Origin of the sequence: Pseudoroseomonas cervicalis ATCC 49957, assembly GCF_000164635.1 — a bacterium.
Lineage (GTDB): Bacteria > Pseudomonadota > Alphaproteobacteria > Acetobacterales > Acetobacteraceae > Pseudoroseomonas > Pseudoroseomonas cervicalis.
In genome coordinates this window covers 595557-611549 of record NZ_GG770778.1, presented here as the reverse complement: position 1 = coordinate 611549, position 15993 = coordinate 595557, and the positions used below count along the sequence as shown (strand labels likewise).

The 15993-nt window shown below is 71.5% G+C and carries 16 protein-coding genes and 1 tRNA gene; 8 read left to right on the top strand and 9 right to left on the bottom strand.

Annotated features, from left to right (window positions below):
- The first annotated feature begins 45 nt into the window (after positions 1-45).
- Together yacG and HMPREF0731_RS09900 are read left to right on the top strand one after the other, a co-directional pair.
- Positions 46-255, top strand: a complete 210-nt coding sequence (gene yacG, locus HMPREF0731_RS09905) for a DNA gyrase inhibitor YacG (protein ID WP_007003969.1) — start codon at positions 46-48, stop codon at positions 253-255.
- Positions 256-384: 129 nt separating this feature from the next.
- A tRNA-Phe gene (locus HMPREF0731_RS09900) sits at positions 385-460 on the top strand.
- 34 nt (positions 461-494) lie between these two features.
- Here HMPREF0731_RS09900 and HMPREF0731_RS09895 read toward each other — a convergent pair.
- Together HMPREF0731_RS09895 and HMPREF0731_RS09890 are read right to left on the bottom strand one after the other, a co-directional pair.
- A complete protein-coding gene (locus HMPREF0731_RS09895; RefSeq protein WP_007003968.1) occupies positions 495-1340 on the bottom strand; it encodes a universal stress protein in 846 nt (281 codons plus the stop codon).
- A 159-nt stretch (positions 1341-1499) separates the two neighbouring features.
- Complete coding sequence (locus HMPREF0731_RS09890; RefSeq protein WP_007003967.1) at positions 1500-2615, bottom strand: hypothetical protein; 1116 nt, start codon at positions 2613-2615, stop codon at positions 1500-1502.
- Between the two features lie 80 nt (positions 2616-2695).
- Here HMPREF0731_RS09890 and HMPREF0731_RS09885 point away from each other — a divergent pair, with 80 nt between their 5' ends.
- Both HMPREF0731_RS09885 and HMPREF0731_RS09880 read left to right on the top strand, forming a co-directional pair.
- Complete coding sequence (locus HMPREF0731_RS09885) at positions 2696-3244, top strand: NUDIX domain-containing protein (protein WP_007003966.1); 549 nt, start codon at positions 2696-2698, stop codon at positions 3242-3244.
- 264 nt (positions 3245-3508) lie between these two features.
- Positions 3509-4702 (top strand): BaiN/RdsA family NAD(P)/FAD-dependent oxidoreductase, encoded by a 1194-nt coding sequence (locus HMPREF0731_RS09880; RefSeq protein WP_007003965.1) that lies wholly within the window; start codon positions 3509-3511, stop codon positions 4700-4702.
- Here the strand turns inward: HMPREF0731_RS09880 and HMPREF0731_RS09875 are convergent.
- Complete coding sequence (locus HMPREF0731_RS09875; RefSeq protein ID WP_040612642.1) at positions 4699-5355, bottom strand: glutathione S-transferase; 657 nt, start codon at positions 5353-5355, stop codon at positions 4699-4701. The genes HMPREF0731_RS09880 and HMPREF0731_RS09875 overlap by 4 nt on opposite strands.
- 184 nt (positions 5356-5539) lie before the next feature.
- On the opposite strand from HMPREF0731_RS09875, the gene HMPREF0731_RS09870 reads away from it, so the two are divergent.
- The gene (locus HMPREF0731_RS09870; RefSeq protein ID WP_007003963.1) at positions 5540-6757 is read left to right on the top strand and encodes a polyhydroxyalkanoate depolymerase; all 1218 of its coding nucleotides are present in this window, start codon (positions 5540-5542) and stop codon (positions 6755-6757) included.
- Positions 6758-6862: 105 nt separating this feature from the next.
- Here the strand turns inward: HMPREF0731_RS09870 and HMPREF0731_RS09865 are convergent, their stop codons facing one another.
- The gene (locus HMPREF0731_RS09865) at positions 6863-7360 is read right to left on the bottom strand and encodes a flavin reductase (RefSeq protein WP_157136039.1); all 498 of its coding nucleotides are present in this window, start codon (positions 7358-7360) and stop codon (positions 6863-6865) included.
- A 167-nt stretch (positions 7361-7527) separates the two neighbouring features.
- On the opposite strand from HMPREF0731_RS09865, the gene HMPREF0731_RS09860 reads away from it, so the two are divergent.
- Positions 7528-8226 (top strand): dienelactone hydrolase family protein, encoded by a 699-nt coding sequence (locus HMPREF0731_RS09860; protein ID WP_007003961.1) that lies wholly within the window; start codon positions 7528-7530, stop codon positions 8224-8226.
- 42 nt (positions 8227-8268) lie between these two features.
- Here the strand turns inward: HMPREF0731_RS09860 and HMPREF0731_RS09855 are convergent, their stop codons facing one another.
- Both HMPREF0731_RS09855 and HMPREF0731_RS09850 read right to left on the bottom strand, forming a co-directional pair.
- The gene (locus HMPREF0731_RS09855) at positions 8269-9939 is read right to left on the bottom strand and encodes a methyl-accepting chemotaxis protein (protein ID WP_007003960.1); all 1671 of its coding nucleotides are present in this window, start codon (positions 9937-9939) and stop codon (positions 8269-8271) included.
- 89 nt (positions 9940-10028) lie between these two features.
- Positions 10029-11171, bottom strand: a complete 1143-nt coding sequence (locus HMPREF0731_RS09850; protein ID WP_040612640.1) for an aminotransferase class V-fold PLP-dependent enzyme — start codon at positions 11169-11171, stop codon at positions 10029-10031.
- A gap of 120 nt (positions 11172-11291) precedes the next feature.
- Between HMPREF0731_RS09850 and kynA the strand changes: the two genes are divergently transcribed.
- Positions 11292-12119 carry a tryptophan 2,3-dioxygenase gene (kynA, locus tag HMPREF0731_RS09845; RefSeq protein ID WP_040612638.1) on the top strand — a complete coding sequence of 276 codons (828 nt, stop codon included), beginning with the start codon at positions 11292-11294 and terminating at the stop codon, positions 12117-12119.
- A gap of 162 nt (positions 12120-12281) precedes the next feature.
- Here kynA and HMPREF0731_RS09840 read toward each other — a convergent pair whose 3' ends face one another.
- From HMPREF0731_RS09840 to HMPREF0731_RS09830, 3 genes are read right to left on the bottom strand one after another with little or no spacing between them, the layout of a single operon-like run.
- Positions 12282-13526, bottom strand: coding sequence for a CaiB/BaiF CoA transferase family protein (locus HMPREF0731_RS09840; RefSeq protein ID WP_007003958.1), 1245 nt, complete (start codon positions 13524-13526; stop codon positions 12282-12284).
- A complete protein-coding gene (locus HMPREF0731_RS09835; RefSeq protein WP_007003957.1) occupies positions 13523-14296 on the bottom strand; it encodes a hypothetical protein in 774 nt (257 codons plus the stop codon). The genes HMPREF0731_RS09840 and HMPREF0731_RS09835 overlap by 4 nt, the downstream gene beginning before the upstream one ends.
- Entirely contained in the window at positions 14293-15117 is an 825-nt protein-coding gene (locus HMPREF0731_RS09830; RefSeq protein WP_007003956.1) for a CoA transferase subunit A, read from the bottom strand. Before HMPREF0731_RS09830 ends, HMPREF0731_RS09835 begins: the two co-directional genes overlap by 4 nt.
- A 74-nt stretch (positions 15118-15191) precedes the next feature.
- Between HMPREF0731_RS09830 and HMPREF0731_RS09825 the strand changes: the two genes are divergently transcribed.
- Positions 15192-15770, top strand: a complete 579-nt coding sequence (locus HMPREF0731_RS09825; RefSeq protein WP_007003955.1) for a GNAT family N-acetyltransferase — start codon at positions 15192-15194, stop codon at positions 15768-15770.
- The last annotated feature ends 223 nt before the right edge of the window (positions 15771-15993 follow it).

Here is a 15993-nt window from a genome sequence, read left to right as displayed (position 1 = left end):
CGCTGCGCGCCGACCCGCTCTGCGCCGCCGGACAGGAGCACATCCATGCCGCCTGACAGCCCCGCCAAGCCCGCCCGCCGCCCGCCCGCCTGCCCGGTCTGCGGCAAGCCCGCCGAGGCGGCGCACCGCCCCTTCTGCTCCGATCGCTGCCGGCAGGTGGATCTCGGCCGCTGGCTCTCCGGCGCCTATGCCATCCCCGCCGGCCCGGCCGAGCCGGAGGAGGAAGCGGAGGGCGACCCGCCCGGCCGCTTCTGACGGCGGCCCGCGCGAGCGGCGTCGGCCCAGAGGCAAAACAATTCGCCGACCCCGCTGGACAGCGCCGCTGTCATCCAGTATTCACCCCGCCACCAACCGGTGGCGACCCGCAAGGGTCGCCCAGAATGGGCCCAGATAGCTCAGTTGGTAGAGCATGCGACTGAAAATCGCAGTGTCGCTGGTTCGATTCCGGCTCTGGGCACCATCCTCCCTCTTGCAGAAATCAGGCCAACGGCGCCTCAGTGCGAGATCAGCACCGGCACCGTCATCTCGCGCAGCAGACGGCGGGTGACGCCGCCCAGCACCAGCTCGCGCAGCCGGTTATGGCCATAGCCGCCCAGCACCAGCAGGTCGGCGCCCAGCTCGGCGGCGCGGTTCAGCAGCGTGTCGGCCTCGGCGATCTCGGGCGCCACCACCTGCTCCGCCTCCACCACCAGCCCGTGCCGCGCCAGATGGCGGGCGATGTCGGCCCCCGGCTCGGCGCCGTGCCCGTCGGGCCCGCGCCGCGGATTGACCGCCAGGACGGTGGTGCGCGCCGCCCCCTCCAGCAGCGGCAGCGCGTCATGCAGGGCGCGGCTGGCCTGGGCGCTGGCATTCCACCCCACCAGCACGTTCTGGCCAAGGCTGTCGAAGCGTCCGGCATAGGGCACCACCAGCAGCGGCCGGCCGGAGCCGAACAGCGCCGCCTCCAGCACCTCCGCCGCCAGCGGCGTGGCGCCGCCCGGCTGCGGCTGGCCCAGCACCACCAGATCGGCATAGCGGGCGTGCAGCGCCACCAGCGAGGGGGTGTCGCCCTCCGGCCGGCGCCATTCGCCCTGCAGCCCCTCGCGCCGCAGCGTCTCGCGGAAGGCGGCCTCGGCGGTGGCGGCGGCCGCCTCCGCCTCCTCGCGCAGCCGGCGCAGCACGGTGGCGACGGCCGCGGCGCTGGCGCCATCGCCGGCGAAGACCGGCCAGGCGATGTCCAGCACGAACAGCCCCGTCAGATGCGCGCCATGCTTCCGCGCCAGCATGGCCGCCAGGCGCAGCCTTTCGGCGGCGGCGTCCGAGGCGTCGAGATGCAGCAGAATGTCCTTCAGTCCGGCCATGGCCTGTCTCCCCGCTGAGGCCGGCAGACTGCGCCCGGCCGGGGCGCCGCGCCTTGATCTGCCGCAAGCGCAACAAAGCGGGGCGGGGGCACGAAAAAGCCCCGGCCCTTGCGGGCCGGGGCGGGCGAGCCTCCGGTCAGGCGGTCGCCTGGTCGTGGATCAGGCGATCACCGGGTCGTAGGCACCGGCACGGCCTTTCTCATAGCCATACTGGATCCAGTGCAGCGCCAGCGCGTCGGCGCTGGTGATGCCGGCCTCGGCCAGGTCGCCATTGGCCGCGGCATAGGACTGCTCGTTGAAGCGGTCCGCCACGCGCTCCTCGCCGAAACCGTCGCGGATGTAGTGCAGCGCGCCGATGGTGTCGTAGGCACCGGCATCGGTCGAGTCGCGGAACGCCTCGATCACGTCGCCATAGCTGGCCATGTATTGCAGGCCGTCGAAGGTCGTCTCGCGGCCCTCGCCACGGCCATACTGGATGTAGTGGCCGGCGCCGTCCTCACCCAGGTCGAAGGGCCGCTCGGCATCGCCATAGGCGTCGATCAGGTCACCATAGGAGGCGACGTATTCGAGGCCGTTGAAGCTGATGCCGCGCCCCTCGTTGAAGCCTTCCTGCACGAAATGCGCCGTGGCGGCGATCGTGTCGGTGCCGAAGCTGTCGATCAGCTCGCCATAGCTGGCGGTGTAGGACAGCGCGGCGAACTCCGTGGTGCGGCCCTCGAAGCGGCCATACTCCAGATAATGCCGGGCGCCGGATTCATCGGCATTGGCGCCGAGCGCGCTCAGCACATCGGTGTTGGCGGCCAGGTAGGCATTGCCGTTGAAGGTGATCTCACGCCCTTCCACGGCGCCGAAATCACGGAAATGCCGCCAGCCGGCACCGGCATCGGCGCCATAGGCCTCGGTCAGGTCGCCATAGGAGGCGATGTAGGAATAGGAGAGGAAGCTGTTGGCGTCGCTCATCTCCAGCGTGCCGCCGACGCCGGTGAACTGCACCGCCTCGACATCCAGCAGCGTGTCCACGCCATCCGGGCCGCGCAGCACGCCCTCGTTGTTGTAGCGATACACCTCGGTCTGCGAGATGTCGCCCGAGACGATCACGGTGTCACGCCCATCGCCGCCCTCGACCCGGTCATTGCCAGGGCCCGGGGTGATGCGGTCGTCGCCGCCGCGCGCCTCGATGAAATCGTCGCCGGCGTCGCCGGCGATGCTGTCATTCTCGCGCGCGTCGGGCGCGATCAGACGGTCATTGCCAGGGGTGCCAATCAGAACTGCCATTGGCGTCTTCTCCTTGGTTGCGGCAGGAAAAACCGGGACGCGACCAATCGGTTGCCAACACGGATGCTGGAGGGATTCGCATGCAGAACGAGGTCGTCACGCTGAGCAGCCGCGTGGCCTATGAGAACCGCTGGCTGCGCGTGCGGGAGGACCGCATCCGCCGCGCCGATGGCTCGGACGGGCTGTATGGCGTGGTGGAGCGCAGCGACTTCGTCGTGCTGCTGCCCTGGCAGGATGGCTGCCTCACTCTGGTCGAGCAGTACCGCTACCCGGTCCGCGCCCGGCAGTGGGAACTGCCGATGGGCACCTGGGAACAGGCGCCGGGCACCGACCCGGCGGTGCTGGCCGCGGCCGAGCTGCGCGAGGAGACCGGCCTCACCGCCGCCCGGCTGGAGCCGATCGGCACCATCCTGCAAGGCCCCGGCTATTGCAGCCAGCGCGGCCACGTCTTCCTGGCCACCGGGCTGACCCAGGGCCCCACGTCGCGCGAGGCCAGCGAGCAGGACATGCTCTGCCGCGCCCTGCCGCTCGCCGAGGTGGAGGCCATGGCGCGCGACGGCGTGCTGCAGGATGCCTGCAGCTTGGCGGCGCTGGCGCTGGCCCGGCTGAAGGGGGTGTTCGCGCCTTGAGGGGGCTTCGCCCCCTCAAGCTCCCCCAGCAGGGGACGGGGTCCCCTGCACCCGCCATCGGGGGCGGAAACGGGACGGGATCGCAACGGGGAAAGCGGGATGGTCGGGAAAAGCCTAGGCTTGTGCTGGGAAGAATCCGTGCCGCCCCCAGGCCGTCCCCAGCCCGTCCCTCGCCTTATCCCCAGCCTCATCCACCGGAACTGGGGATAACGCCACGCCCCGCCGCGCTGGCCCCGGCCAGGCTTTCCGGCTAAGCCCCGCCCCATGCAGCAACAGGCATTCGATGCGGTGGTGCTCGGCGCGGGCGCGGCCGGGCTGATGTTCGCCCTCCAGGCGGGGCAGCGCGGCCTGAAGGTGCTGGTGCTGGACCACGCGCCGCAGGCCGGCTCGAAAATCCTGATCTCCGGCGGCGGGCGCTGCAACTTCACCAACCGCGACACGGTGCCGGAGCGGTTCTTCTCGGCCAACCCGCATTTCGCCAAATCCGCCCTCTCCCGCTACCGCCCGGCCGAGTTCCTGGCCCTGGTCGAGAAGCACCGCATCGCCTGGCACGAGAAGACGCTCGGCCAGCTCTTCTGCGACGGCTCGGCCCGGCAGATCGTCGCCATGCTGCTGGCCGAATGCGCCGCCGGCGGGGTCGATCTGCGGCTGGCGCACCGCATCACCGGGGTCTCGCGCGCGGAGGCGTTCCGGGTGGAGACGGACAAGGGCAGCTTCACCGCGCCGCGCCTGGTGCTGGCCACCGGCGGCCTCTCCATCCCGAAGATGGGGGCCACCGGCCTCTCCCTCGACCTCGCCCGCCGCTTCGGCCTGGGCCTGACCGAGACGCGGCCGGCCCTCGTGCCCCTGACCTTCGCCGGCGCCGAGCTGGAGCTGATGCGCGGCCTCTCCGGCGTCGCTTTGCCGGCGGTGGCGCGGCTCGGCCGGCACCGCTTCGAGGAGGCGGTGCTGTTCACCCATCGCGGCCTGTCGGGGCCAGCCATCCTGCAGATCTCCTCCGCCTGGCGGGAGGGGCAGGCGATCAGCCTGGACCTGCTGCCCGGGCGGGACGCGGCGGCGCTGCTGCTGGCCGCCAAGCAGGCGCGGCCACGTGCCGCCGCCCGCACCGTGCTGGCCGAGCTGCTGCCGCAGCGCCTGGGGCACGCCCTGGCCGGATCCTGGCTGCCCGACCGCATCATGGCCGAGCAGCCGGACAAGACCCTGCGCCAGGCCGCCACCCGCCTGTCGCAATGGAGCCTGACGCCCGCCGGCAGCGAGGGCTACGCCAAGGCCGAGGTGATGCTGGGCGGCGTCGACACCGCCGCCCTCTCCTCCCGCAGCCTGGAGGCGAAGGCGGTGCCCGGGCTCTACATCATCGGCGAGGCGGTGGACGTCACCGGCTGGCTCGGCGGCTACAATTTCCAATGGGCCTGGGCCAGCGGCACGGCGGCGGCGCTGGCCGCCGCCGGCGCGGCCTAGAACTCCACCTCCAGCTCCTCGATCGCCTCCGGCTCGGCCTCGGCCGCCTCCATCCACTCGGCGACCTCGGGCCAGGCCAGCAGCCGGTCCTGATAGGCGCCGGCCAGGCCGGGCAGGTGGACGTCATAGGTCAGGAAGCGGCTGGCCACGGGGGCGAACATCGCATCCGCCACGCTGAGGCGCTCGCCGAACAGCCAGGGGCCGCCCCAGGCCTCCAGGCAATCCTCCCAGATCGATTGCAGGTGCTCGATATCGGCACGCGGGCCGGACCACAGGCGGAAGCCAGGGCGGCGGGCGCGGATGTTGAGCGGCAGCGAGCCGCGCAGCGACGCGAAGCCGGCATGCATCTCGCCCGAGATCGAGCGGCAGCGGGCGCGAGCCAGCGGCTCGGCCGGCATCATGCGCGCCTGCGGGTGCTGCTCGTTCAGGTGCTCGGCGATGGCCAGCGTGTCCCAGACCCGGATCTCGCCCTGCACCAGGCAGGGCAGGCGGATGGTGGCGCTGCGCGACAGCAGCTCCGCCCGCACCTGGGGGTCGTCGGGCGAGGCGGTCTCGACCGTGAAGCGCAGCCCGGCCATGCGGCAGAGCAGGAAGCCCCGCATCGACCAGGAGGAGTAGTTGTAGCTGCTGATGAGAAGGCGGGCTTCACTCATGGCGAACACTCCGGCGCGAGCAAGGTGAAACCATATTCCCGTCACGGGCTTAACGAAAAGGTCATTTATAGCCGGCGAAGATGCAGCCTCGCAGCGAGGGAACGAATGCGTTACCGTTCGCTGGGGCGGCGGCAAGAGGCTGGCCAAACTAAGCCACCCCATTGCGCGGAGAGGCTCCAGCGGAATGATGTATCAGCTCTATCAGGCCCAGCAGGACCTGCTCACCCCGTTCCGGCAGGCCGCCAAGGGAACGGGTGCCTGGCTGCGCCTGTTCGACACTGGCCGCCCGGAAACCTATGGCCTGCGCCAGGTCACCGCCGCGCTCGAACTCTTCGGCACCAGCGGCATCACCCATGAACGCCCCTCCTTCGGCTTCACCAGCGTCCGCGTCGGCAATGACGAGGTGGCGGTCGAGGAAACCCCGGTCTTCTCCACCCCCTTCGGCACGCTGCTGCATTTCCGCAAGGCGATCGACACGCCGCAGCCCCGCATCCTGGTGGTGGCGCCCATGTCGGGCCATTTCGCCACCCTGCTGCGCGGCACGGTGCAGGTGCTGCTGCCGGACAACGACGTCTACATCACCGACTGGACCAATGCGCGCGACGTGCCGCTCTCGGCCGGGCGCTTCGGCTTCGACGAGTTCGTCGACCATGTGATCCGCTTCCAGGAGGAGATCGGCCCCGGCGGCCATGTGCTGGCCGTCTGCCAGCCCGCCGTGCCGGTGCTGGCCGCCGTCGCCCTGATGGCCGAGGACCGCAACCCGGCCACCCCGCGCAGCATGGTGCTGATGGCCGGCCCCATCGACACCCGCATCAGCCCCACCAAGGTGAACGAGCTGGCGCAGGAGCACCCGATCTCCTGGTTCGAGCAGAACCTGATCGACACCGTGCCCTGGCGGCTGAAGGGCGGCGGGCGGCGGGTCTATCCCGGCGCGCTGCAGCTGACCGCCTTCATGTCGATGAACCTGAACCGCCATGTGAACGCCCATCTGGAGCAGTTCCGCAACCTGGTGGGCGGCGATTCCGAGCTGGCCGACGCGCATCGCCGCTTCTACGACGAATACCTGGCGGTGATGGACCTGCCGGCCGAATTCTACCTGGAGACGGTGCAGAAGGTGTTCCAGGAGCACCACCTGCCGCTGGGCAAGCTGATGCACCGCGACCGGCTGGTGAAGCCGGAGGCGATCCGCCGCACCCACCTGCTGACGGTGGAGGGCGAGCGCGACGATATCTGCGCCGTCGGCCAGACGGCCGCGGCCCTCGATCTGTGCCGCAACCTGCCGCACACCATGAAGCGCAACCACCTGCAGATCGGCGCCGGGCATTACGGCGTGTTCAGCGGCCGCCGCTGGACCAACGAGGTCTATCCGCTGGTGCGCCAGCTGATCGCCGAGGCCGGCTGAGGCCACGCGGCCGCCGGCCCGCCTTGCGCGGGCCGGTGGCCCCGCCGGCGCAAGCCGGCAGAAGCCGTTACGCCGGCTCAGGCCGGCAGGGTCACTTTCGCCGGCTCAGGCCGGCAGGGCCAGGTGGTGGTAGTCGCGCTGCCACCAGATCAGCCCCGGGCCGCGCTCGCCCAGGCGGATGGCGCGGATGGCGGCGAAGAAGACGCTGTGCGTGCCCTTCTCCAGCACCTCCTCCACCACGCAATCGAGCGAGACGGCGGCGCCCTCCAGCGCCGGGGCGCCGGTTTCCAGCCGGCTCCAGGCGCCGCTGCGGAAGCGCTCCTCCCCCGTCGTGGCGCCGGTCAGCCCGGCGAAGACGTTGGAGATCTCCGCCTGCCCGGCCGAGAGCACATTGACGCAGAGCACGCCATTCGCCTTGAAGGCGGCGTTCTGGCTGCTGGCGCGGTTGATGCAGACCAGCAGCGTCGCCGGATCGTCGGTGACGGAGCAGACAGCACTGGCGGTCAGCCCGGCCAACCCCGCCGGCCCGTCGCTGGTCACGACATTCACCGCAGCCCCCAGGCGCGCCATGGCTTCACGGAAATCGGGGCGGGAGACGGGCATGGTCATCCTCTGCGGCGGGCTGTCGGGCAGATAGTGCCACGCCGCCCCGGCGCAAGCCAGGGACGGGGCGCGCGACGCCCCCGCGCAAGGGTGATGGGGGGCGGCTTCCGCTGGCGGCGCATCCGGCTATCCTGCCCGCCCTTCCCTCCCGCATCCGAGGACACGCAATGCCCGAAATCACGATCCAGGCCAGCGACGGGACCGGCAGCTTCGGCGCCTATCTGGCGATGCCGAAGCAGGTGCCGGCCGGCGCCGTGGTGATGATCCAGGAGATCTTCGGCGTGAACCACGCCATGCGCGCCCTCTCCGACTGGGTGGCCGATATGGGCTTCATCGCCATCTGCCCGGACCTGTTCTGGCGGCAGGAGCCGGGGGTGCAGCTGACCGATGGCAGCAAGGAGGAATGGGACCGCGCCTTCGCCCTGATGAACGGCTTCGACCAGCAGAAGGGCATCGAGGACCTGAAGGCGACGCTGGCGGCGGTGCGCGTCATGCCCGGCTGCAATGGCCGGGCCGGCACCATGGGCTTCTGCCTGGGCGGGCGGCTGGCCTTCATGATGGCCACCGAATCGGACGCCGATTGCAACATCTCCTATTACGGCGTCGGCATCGACGGGCTGCTGGAGGGGGTGTCCCGCGTCGGCAAGCCGCTGCTGATGCACATCGCCGAGCTGGACCGCTTCGTGCCCGAGGCGGCGCGCCAGGCGATCCTGGCCGGGGTCGAGGGCAATGGCCAGATCGCCGCCCATGTCTATCCGGGCGTGGACCATGCCTTCGCCCGCATGGGCGGGCATAGCTGGGATGGCCGCGCCGCCACCATCGCCAATGGCCGCACCGCCGAGTTGCTGGCGCGCTGCCTGGGCTGACGCGCGCCAGCCCAGGCCCAGCCGGCACAGGCCGCCGCCCGCTCAGGCGGCCTGGATGCCCTTCAGGAAGCGGTCCAGCTGGTTGCGCAGCGTCTCGCTGGTGCTGCTGACCTCGCCGGAGACGGTGCGCACCTGCTCGGCCGAGCGGCCGCTGACCTCGGCGGCGTCGCGCACCACCCCCGTCTCGCGCGAGAGCGAGGCGGCCGCCTCCGCCGTGCCGGCGATGTTGCGGGCGATCTCCTGCGTCGCCGCGCCCTGCTCCTCCACCGCGGCGGCGATGGCGGCGGCGGTCTGGTCGATCTCGGCCACCACGGCGGCGATGCTGCGGATCGCCTCCACCGCCTGGCCGGTGACGCCCTGGATGGCGCCCACCTGCTGGCTGATCTCCTCCGTCGCCTTGGCGGTCTGGCTGGCCAGGTTCTTCACCTCGGAGGCCACCACGGCGAAGCCCTTGCCGGCCTCCCCCGCCCGCGCCGCCTCGATGGTGGCGTTCAGCGCCAGCAGGTTGGTCTGGCCGGCGATGTCGGCGATCAGCCGCACCACGTCGCCGATGCGGTTGGCGGTGTCGGCGAGTTCCCGCACCGTGCGGTCGGTGCGCTCGGTCTCGGCCACGGCGCGGCGCGACACCTCGGCCGAGCGGCCGACCTGGCGGGTGATCTCGCCGATCGAGGCGGTCAGCTCCTCGGTCGCCGCGGCGGCGGTCTGCGCGTTGCTCGACGCGCTGTCCGAGGCGCGGGAGAGGGTGGTGGTCAGCCGCGCCGCCTCCTCGGCGGAGCGCGACATCTCGGCCGAGGTGCCGCCCAGCCGCTGCGCCGCGCCGCGCAGGGTCTCGAGCGCCTGCTGCGATTCCTGGCCGAAGCTCTTCACCAGCGTCTCGACCCGCTGGCCGCGCTCCTGCGACTTGCGGTCGGCGGCGGCCTGCTCGGCCGCCAGCCGCTCGGCGTCGCGCGTCTTGTCGCGGAACACCTCCAGCGCGCGGGCCATGGCGCCGATCTCGTCGGTGCGCTCCTTGTCGGCCACGGTGGCGTTGAGGTCGCCGCCGGTCATGCGCTGCATCGTCTCGGTCAGCCGGTGCACGGGCACGCTGATGCGGGCGATCAGGCTGTAGCCCAGCGCCGCCAGCACCAGCGCGCCGAGGCCGAGCGTCACCCACACCGCCAGCACGGCGCTGTCATAGGCCCGGTCGGCCTCGCCCGCGACCTTCAGCGCGCCACTGGCGTTGAACTGCCGCAGCGCGTCCATCGCCTGGGCATAGGCCTCATAGGCGCGGCGGTTGACACCCTCGATCCGCTGCAGCGCAGCCTGCTGTTCATTGCGCCGGCTCATCTCCAGCGTCGGCGGCAATTCGCGCTGATAGGCGGCGTAGGAGCTGACCACGGCCTCATACAAAGCGCGCTCGGCCGGCTCGGCGATCAGCGCCTGGTAGGCGCGCAGCCCCGCCTCGATCAGCTGCTGCTCCCGGGCGATCGTATCCTCGGTGCGCCGCATGCCGGCCTCGTCGGTCTGCAGCACATGCACCAGCACCTGCTGGCGGATGCGCAGCCCGGCCTCAGTGACCTCGCCAATGCTCTTCAGGCTGGGCATCCAGTTGGCGGTCAGGTCATGCGTCACATTCTGCACGGCGTTCATGCGGTTCAGGGCGAAGCCGCCCATCGCGATGAAGCCGAGCAGGATGCCGGCGAAGGTGGCGATCAATCGGGTCTTGATGGACATGGGGCGGGAACCGGCTGGCTGCGGGAGCCTCGATCCTGTGCCTCCGCGGTAAAAAAACCGTTCCCCCGGCGCCGCCCGCGCCCGGCGCCTCAGCCGCGCCGCAGCCGGTGCAGCAGCGCCTCCAGCGCCGCCGCGTCGTGATACAGGCCGAAGCCCAGCCGCAGGCGGTGGCCGCGATGGTCGGTGACGATGCCCAGCGCCGCCAGCCGCGCCTGCCACGCGCCGGCCTCGGCCAGTTCGAAGGCCAGGAAATTGCCGCGCGCCGGGCCGGGAACCGCGAGCCGCGCCCCGGCCAGCAGCGTCTCCTCCTGCCGCGCCAGGAAGCCGTCCTGCAGGGCGCGGGCATGGGCGTGGATGGCGGCCGGGTCCAGCCCCTGCGCCGCCACCCAGCCCAAAGCCGCCTCCAGCCGGAACAGGCCGGAGGGGTCGAAGGTCGCGCCCATGAAGCGCTGCCCGTCCGTGGCATAGGGCGTGCCGCCGCCGGGCGCGGCCAGGGCGGCGAAGGCGGCGTACCAGCCGGTCAGCCGCGGGCGCGGCAGCCAGCCCGGCGGGCAGTGCAGGAAGCAGCAGCCCTCGCCCCCCATGGCGTATTTGTAACCTCCGGCCAGGTAGAAGGCGCGCCCGGCCAGGGCGGAAAGGTCCACCGGCCGGGCCATGAAGGCGTGGTAGCCATCGATCACCAGCGCCGCCTCGCCGGCGGCCTCGGCCAGCGCCTCCAGCCCCTCCAGCACGGCGCCGGTCTGGTACATCACCTGGCTGACCCAGATCAGGTCGTAGCCGCCGCCGCGCGCCGCCTCGACCAGGCGCGGCAGGCACTCGGCCGCCGGCTCGGCCGGGATGCGGGTCACCGCCAGCAGCCCCTCCTCCTCCAGCCGCGCCGCCTGGCGGGCGAAGGAATGGAACTCGCCATCCGTGGTCAGCACCCGCGGCACCCGCCCCACCGGCAGGGCCGAGAGGATCCGGCCGACGAATTCCTGCGTGTTGGGGGCGAAGACCAGCGTCGAGGGGTCGGGCAGGTTCAGCAGAGCCGCGATGCGCTGCTGCAGCCGCTGCCAGAGCGGGCCCAGCACCTCCTCCCACTTGCCGTCGATGCGGCCTGCGGCGAGGTCCCAGGCCGCCAGCTGGGCGTCCCGCGTGACATCCGGCCAGGGATGGTGGCTGTGGGCAGCCACGTGCAACCGGTGCGGGTCGCTGCCGAGAAACCGGGAGAAATGCGGGCGCAGGTCGAGCATGGCCGCATCCTGCGCCAGCCCCGGAACCGGGTCCAGGGGTGGCACCGGTCTCGCAGGGGGGCTGGGGCGCGGCCCGCCGCCATGCCAGACTGCCCTGGCCGCTTCAGAAGGAACGCCCCCATGGCCAGCGAAAGCCGCGACGGCATCGAGACCGATTTCCGCCGCCGCATGTCCTATGGCGACTATCTGGGGCTGGAGCGGCTGCTGGCGGCGCAATCGCCGCTCTCCGGCCAGCATGACGAGATGCTGTTCATCATCATCCACCAGGTGCAGGAGCTGTGGATGAAGCTGATGAACCACGAGCTGGACCTGGCCGTGGACCGGCTGCGCGCCGACGATCCGGGCCCCGCCTTCAAGGCGATGGCGCGGGTCTCGCGCATCCAGCGCCAGATGGTCGAGGCCTGGGACGTGCTGACCACCATGACCCCGGCCGACTACCTGGCCTTCCGCGACAGCCTCGGCGCCGCCTCGGGCTTCCAGTCCTGGCAGTACCGGCTGCTGGAGTTCCGCCTGGGCGCCAAGGACGCCTTCATGCTGCGCCCGCACGCCCACCGCCCCGAGGTGATGGCGGTGCTGCAACCCGCCTTCGACTCCCCCAGCCTGTATGACGAGGCGCTGCGCCTGCTGGCCCGGCGCGGCCTGCCGGTGCCGCGCGCCGTGCTGGAGCGCGACGTGACCCAGCCCTATGAGGAAAACGAGGGCGTCATCGCCGCCTGGCGGCAGATCTATCGCGACAGCGCCGGGCTGTTCGACCTCTACGAGCTGGCCGAGGAGCTGGTCGACCTCGAGGACGCCTTCCGCACTTGGCGCTTCAAGCACATGTCGACGGTGGAGCGCATCATCGGCCACCGCCCCGGCACTGGCGGCTCCGCCGGCGTGGGCTATCTGAAGGCGGCGCTGGAGCGGAAATTCTTCCCCGAACTCTGGTCCGTCCGCACTTTTCTTTAAGCTGCCGGTCAGGGCTTGGACGGCGGGCGCTGCACTGCGCCGGGCCTGCTTCGGCCCAGGGTGGCGGGCAGCGCGCATGAAAAAGGGAGGCGCGAAACCCGCGCCTCCCTCCGAGTGGAGCGTCCCGCCTTGGAACGAGGCGGCGGCAGCCCGAAAGAAAACTTATCTTTTCTTCTCGACCAGGATGCCGTCGGTCTTGAGGGCGGCGATCTCCTCGGCGGAGAAGCCGTGCTGTTGCAGCACCTCGTCGCCATGCTGGTTGAAGGCGGGCGGGCGGGCGCGGGTGCCGCCCGGGGTGCGGGACAGCTTGATCGGCGTGCCCAGCGCCCGGAACCCGTCCAGCTCGGTGACCATCTCGCGATGCGCGGTGTGCGGCTGGGACAGCGCCTCGTCCACATTCAGCACCGGGCCGGCGGGCAGGCCGGCGGCCAGCAGCCGGTCGGACAGGTCGTGGCCATCCTCTTGCGCCAGGCGCTGCTCCAGGATCGCCGCCAGCGCGTCGCGGTTGGTGACGCGGTCGCCATTGGTGCGGAAGCGCGGATCGTCCGGCAGCCCCTCCAGCCCGAGGAAGGCGCAGAACTTGCGGAAGGCCGGGTCGTTGCCGCAGGCGACGAAGATCTCGCAGGTAGCGGTCTTGAACGCCGAATAGGGCGCGATGTTCGGATGCGGGTTGCCGGTGGCCTTCGGCCGCTTGTCATTGAGCAGGAAATTGGCGGCCTGCGGGTGCAGCAGCGCCATGCCGCAATCATGCAGCGTCATGTCGACATACTGGCCGCGGCCCGACTTCGCCCGCTCCTGCAGCGCCATCAGGATGCCGATGGTGGAGTAGAGGCCGGTCGCCAGGTCGACGATCGGCGTGCCCATGCGCACCGGCGCCGTCTCCGGCGTGCCGTTGATCGACATCAGCCCGACCATCGCCTGGATGATGGCGTCATAGCCCGGCAGCCCGCCGCGCGGCCCGGTGGCGCCGAAGCCGGAGACGCGGCAATGCACCAGCTTCGGGAAGCGCTGGCTGAGCACCTCCTCATAGCCCAGGCCCCATTTCTCCATCGAGCCCGGCTTGAAATTCTCGACCAGCACATCGGCGTCTTCCAGCAGGCGCAGCAGCACCTCCCGCCCCGCCGGCTTGCCGAGGTCGAGCGCGATCGACTTCTTGTTGCGGTTGACGCCGATGAAGTAGCTGGCGGCGTCGCCCTGGAAGGGCGGGCCCCATTCGCGCACCTCATCGCCCTGCGGCGGCTCGATCTTGATGACCTCGGCGCCATGGTCGGAGAGGATCATGGTGCAGTAGGGGCCGCCCAGCACGCGGGTCAGGTCGATCACCTTCAGCCCGGCCAGCGCGCCGGCGGTGCGGGCCAGGCCCTTCCCCCCGGCGGTCTCCTCCATCTGCGGCAGGGCATCGGTCATGCGGCATCATCCTTGGCAACAGTCACGGGCGCGCGCCGCGCGAAGACGCGGGCGCAGAAATCCGGATAGGTCTCGAGCATCTCGTCGCAGACGGGGCCGCGCAGCAAAGCGAGCTCCTCCGGCGTCGGATCTTGGGTCACCGGCAGCGTCGCCGGTTCGTCATAGTCGAAGCCGGTGGCGGCGCGGACCGAGGCGGCATCCTCCCCCGGATGCGCGCTGGCGAGGCTGAAGCGGCCGCGCGCCGGGTCGAACAGGAACAGCGCCTTGCCGGTCAGCAGCGCCTGCGCCGTGCCGCGGCGGAACACGCCGGGCGCGGAGAGGCCCGGGGCGGAGATATGCTCCACCTTCTCCACCAGCACGCGGGGCGAATGCTCCTCGCGGAACAGGATGGTGCGCGGCGTCATGAAATACATGAAGGCGCTGCCGAAGCTGCCGGGGAAGCGCACCCCCTGCCCCGGCCACTCCCCCGTGCCGATCAGGTTGATGTTGGCCTGGCCGTCGATCTGCCCGCCGCCCAGGAAGAACAGGTCGATGCGGCCCTGGCCGGTCAGGTCGAACAGCTCGCGCGAGCCCTCGGTGAAGGGGTTGCCGCTGCGCTTGTGCAGCAGCGACAGGCGCACCGGGTGGCCCTGCTTCTTCACCAGCCAGCAGGCGGCGGCCGGGATGGGCGAGGCCGCGCCCACCGCGATGTGCCGCGCCGGCGGGGCGGCGGGGTCCAGGATCAGCCGCGCCAGGGCGGCGGCCAGGCGTTCCTCGGGCTGGACGCTCATGCCGCTTCCTCCGCGCGGGTGCCAAACACATGCTGCTCCACCCAGGCCTCGAAGCCCGCCTGGGTCTTGGCGGCGCGGGCATAGGAAGCGACGTAATCGGCATCGAAGCCGTATTCGTCGAGCAGCGCCACCGGATGCGCGCCGCGCTCGGCGATCGCCACCGCCTCGATATAGGTGCCGCTGATGGTGCCGGGGGCGGTGCGCTCATCCTCCAGCAGATTGCCGTCGAAGAGCCGCTCCACCGTCACCACGGCGCGCTTCGCCGCATGTGCCAGCGTCGCGCATTCGCGCCGCCGCCCGACCCAGACATTTCCGTCCGCATCCGCCATGACGCCATGGAACACCGCGACGTCCGGGGACAGCGCGGGCAGCAGCACGATCGGGTCGCCGCCCTCGGCGAAGGGGTTGTCGATGACGCGCCAATCCGGCCGGTTGGCCAGGATGTCGCTGCCGATCAGCCCGCGCAGCGGCATGAAGGGCACGCCCTTCTCCGCCGCCTGCAGCATGGTGTGGATGGCCGGGCAGGTGGCGTCGCGCAGCCGGATGCGGCCTTCCTTCAGCGCCGCGCTGAAGCGCGGGGCGAAGCCGGCCTCGCCCAGGCTGACCGCGCTGGTCTGGATCTCGGCGACGCAGCCGGCGCCGACCAGCAGATCCGTGGCGAAGCCGGAGACGGGAACCCCCAGCAGCCGCAGCCCGCGCGCGCCACGGCGGATCAGCGCCTTGGCGATGGCTAGGGATGGCAGCGAATTGTCCGGCGGCAGCGCCACCAGCGCCCCGTCGGGAATGCTGGCGGCCAGCGCCTCCACGGTCTGTGGGGTCATCTTTGGGTTCCTCCGTTGCCGCCCACCATACCCCCTTCGGCGCGGGGGGGAAGTCGGGTTAGGCTGCCTCCGCCATGCCAGACCCCGTGACGCTGAACGGCCCCCGCCTGACGCTGCGCCCCTACACCGAGGCCGACCGCGACGATTTCGCCGCGATGAACGCCGACCCGCGCGTCATGCGATACTTCCCGGCCGCGCTGGACCGCGCGGAATCGGACGGTTTCATGGACCGGATCGGCGCGCACATGGCGCAGCATGGCTATGGCTTCTGGGCGCTGCAGCGGCACGGGCAGCCCGGCCTGGTGGGCATGTGCGGCCTGGCGCGCATCCCCTGGGACATCCCGTGGGAGGCGCCCTCCGACCCGCCGGTCGAGATCGGCTGGCGGCTGCGCCCGGAATTCCAGGGCCAGGGCTATGCCGAGGAGGCGGCGCGCATCGCCCTCGCCCATGGCTTCGGCCCGCTGGAGCTGACAGAGATCGTCGCCTTCACCCTGCCGGACAATCTGCGCTCCTGGGGGCTGATGGAGCGCCTGGGCATGCGCCGCGCCGGCGGCTTCGCGCATCCGCGCCTGCCGGAGGGCCATCCGATGCGCCGCCATTTGCTCTACCGGCTGACCCGGCGCGACTGGATCGACAGCCGCTTCGGCGAGTAGCGCCACCCAGGGCTTGATCTCGCGCAAGGCGGCGCGGCGCGCGCGGGTCTAGGATGCCGCCCATGCTCGCCAATTGCCTGCACGATCTCGCCGCCCTCGGCCCCGGCGGCCTCGCCGCGCTGATGGGCGCGCTGTTCCTGGCCGGGCTGGCGGGGGGCGCCACGCATTGCGCCGCCATGTGCGCGCCCTTCGTGCTGGCCCAGGCCGCGGCCGGCGCCGAGCG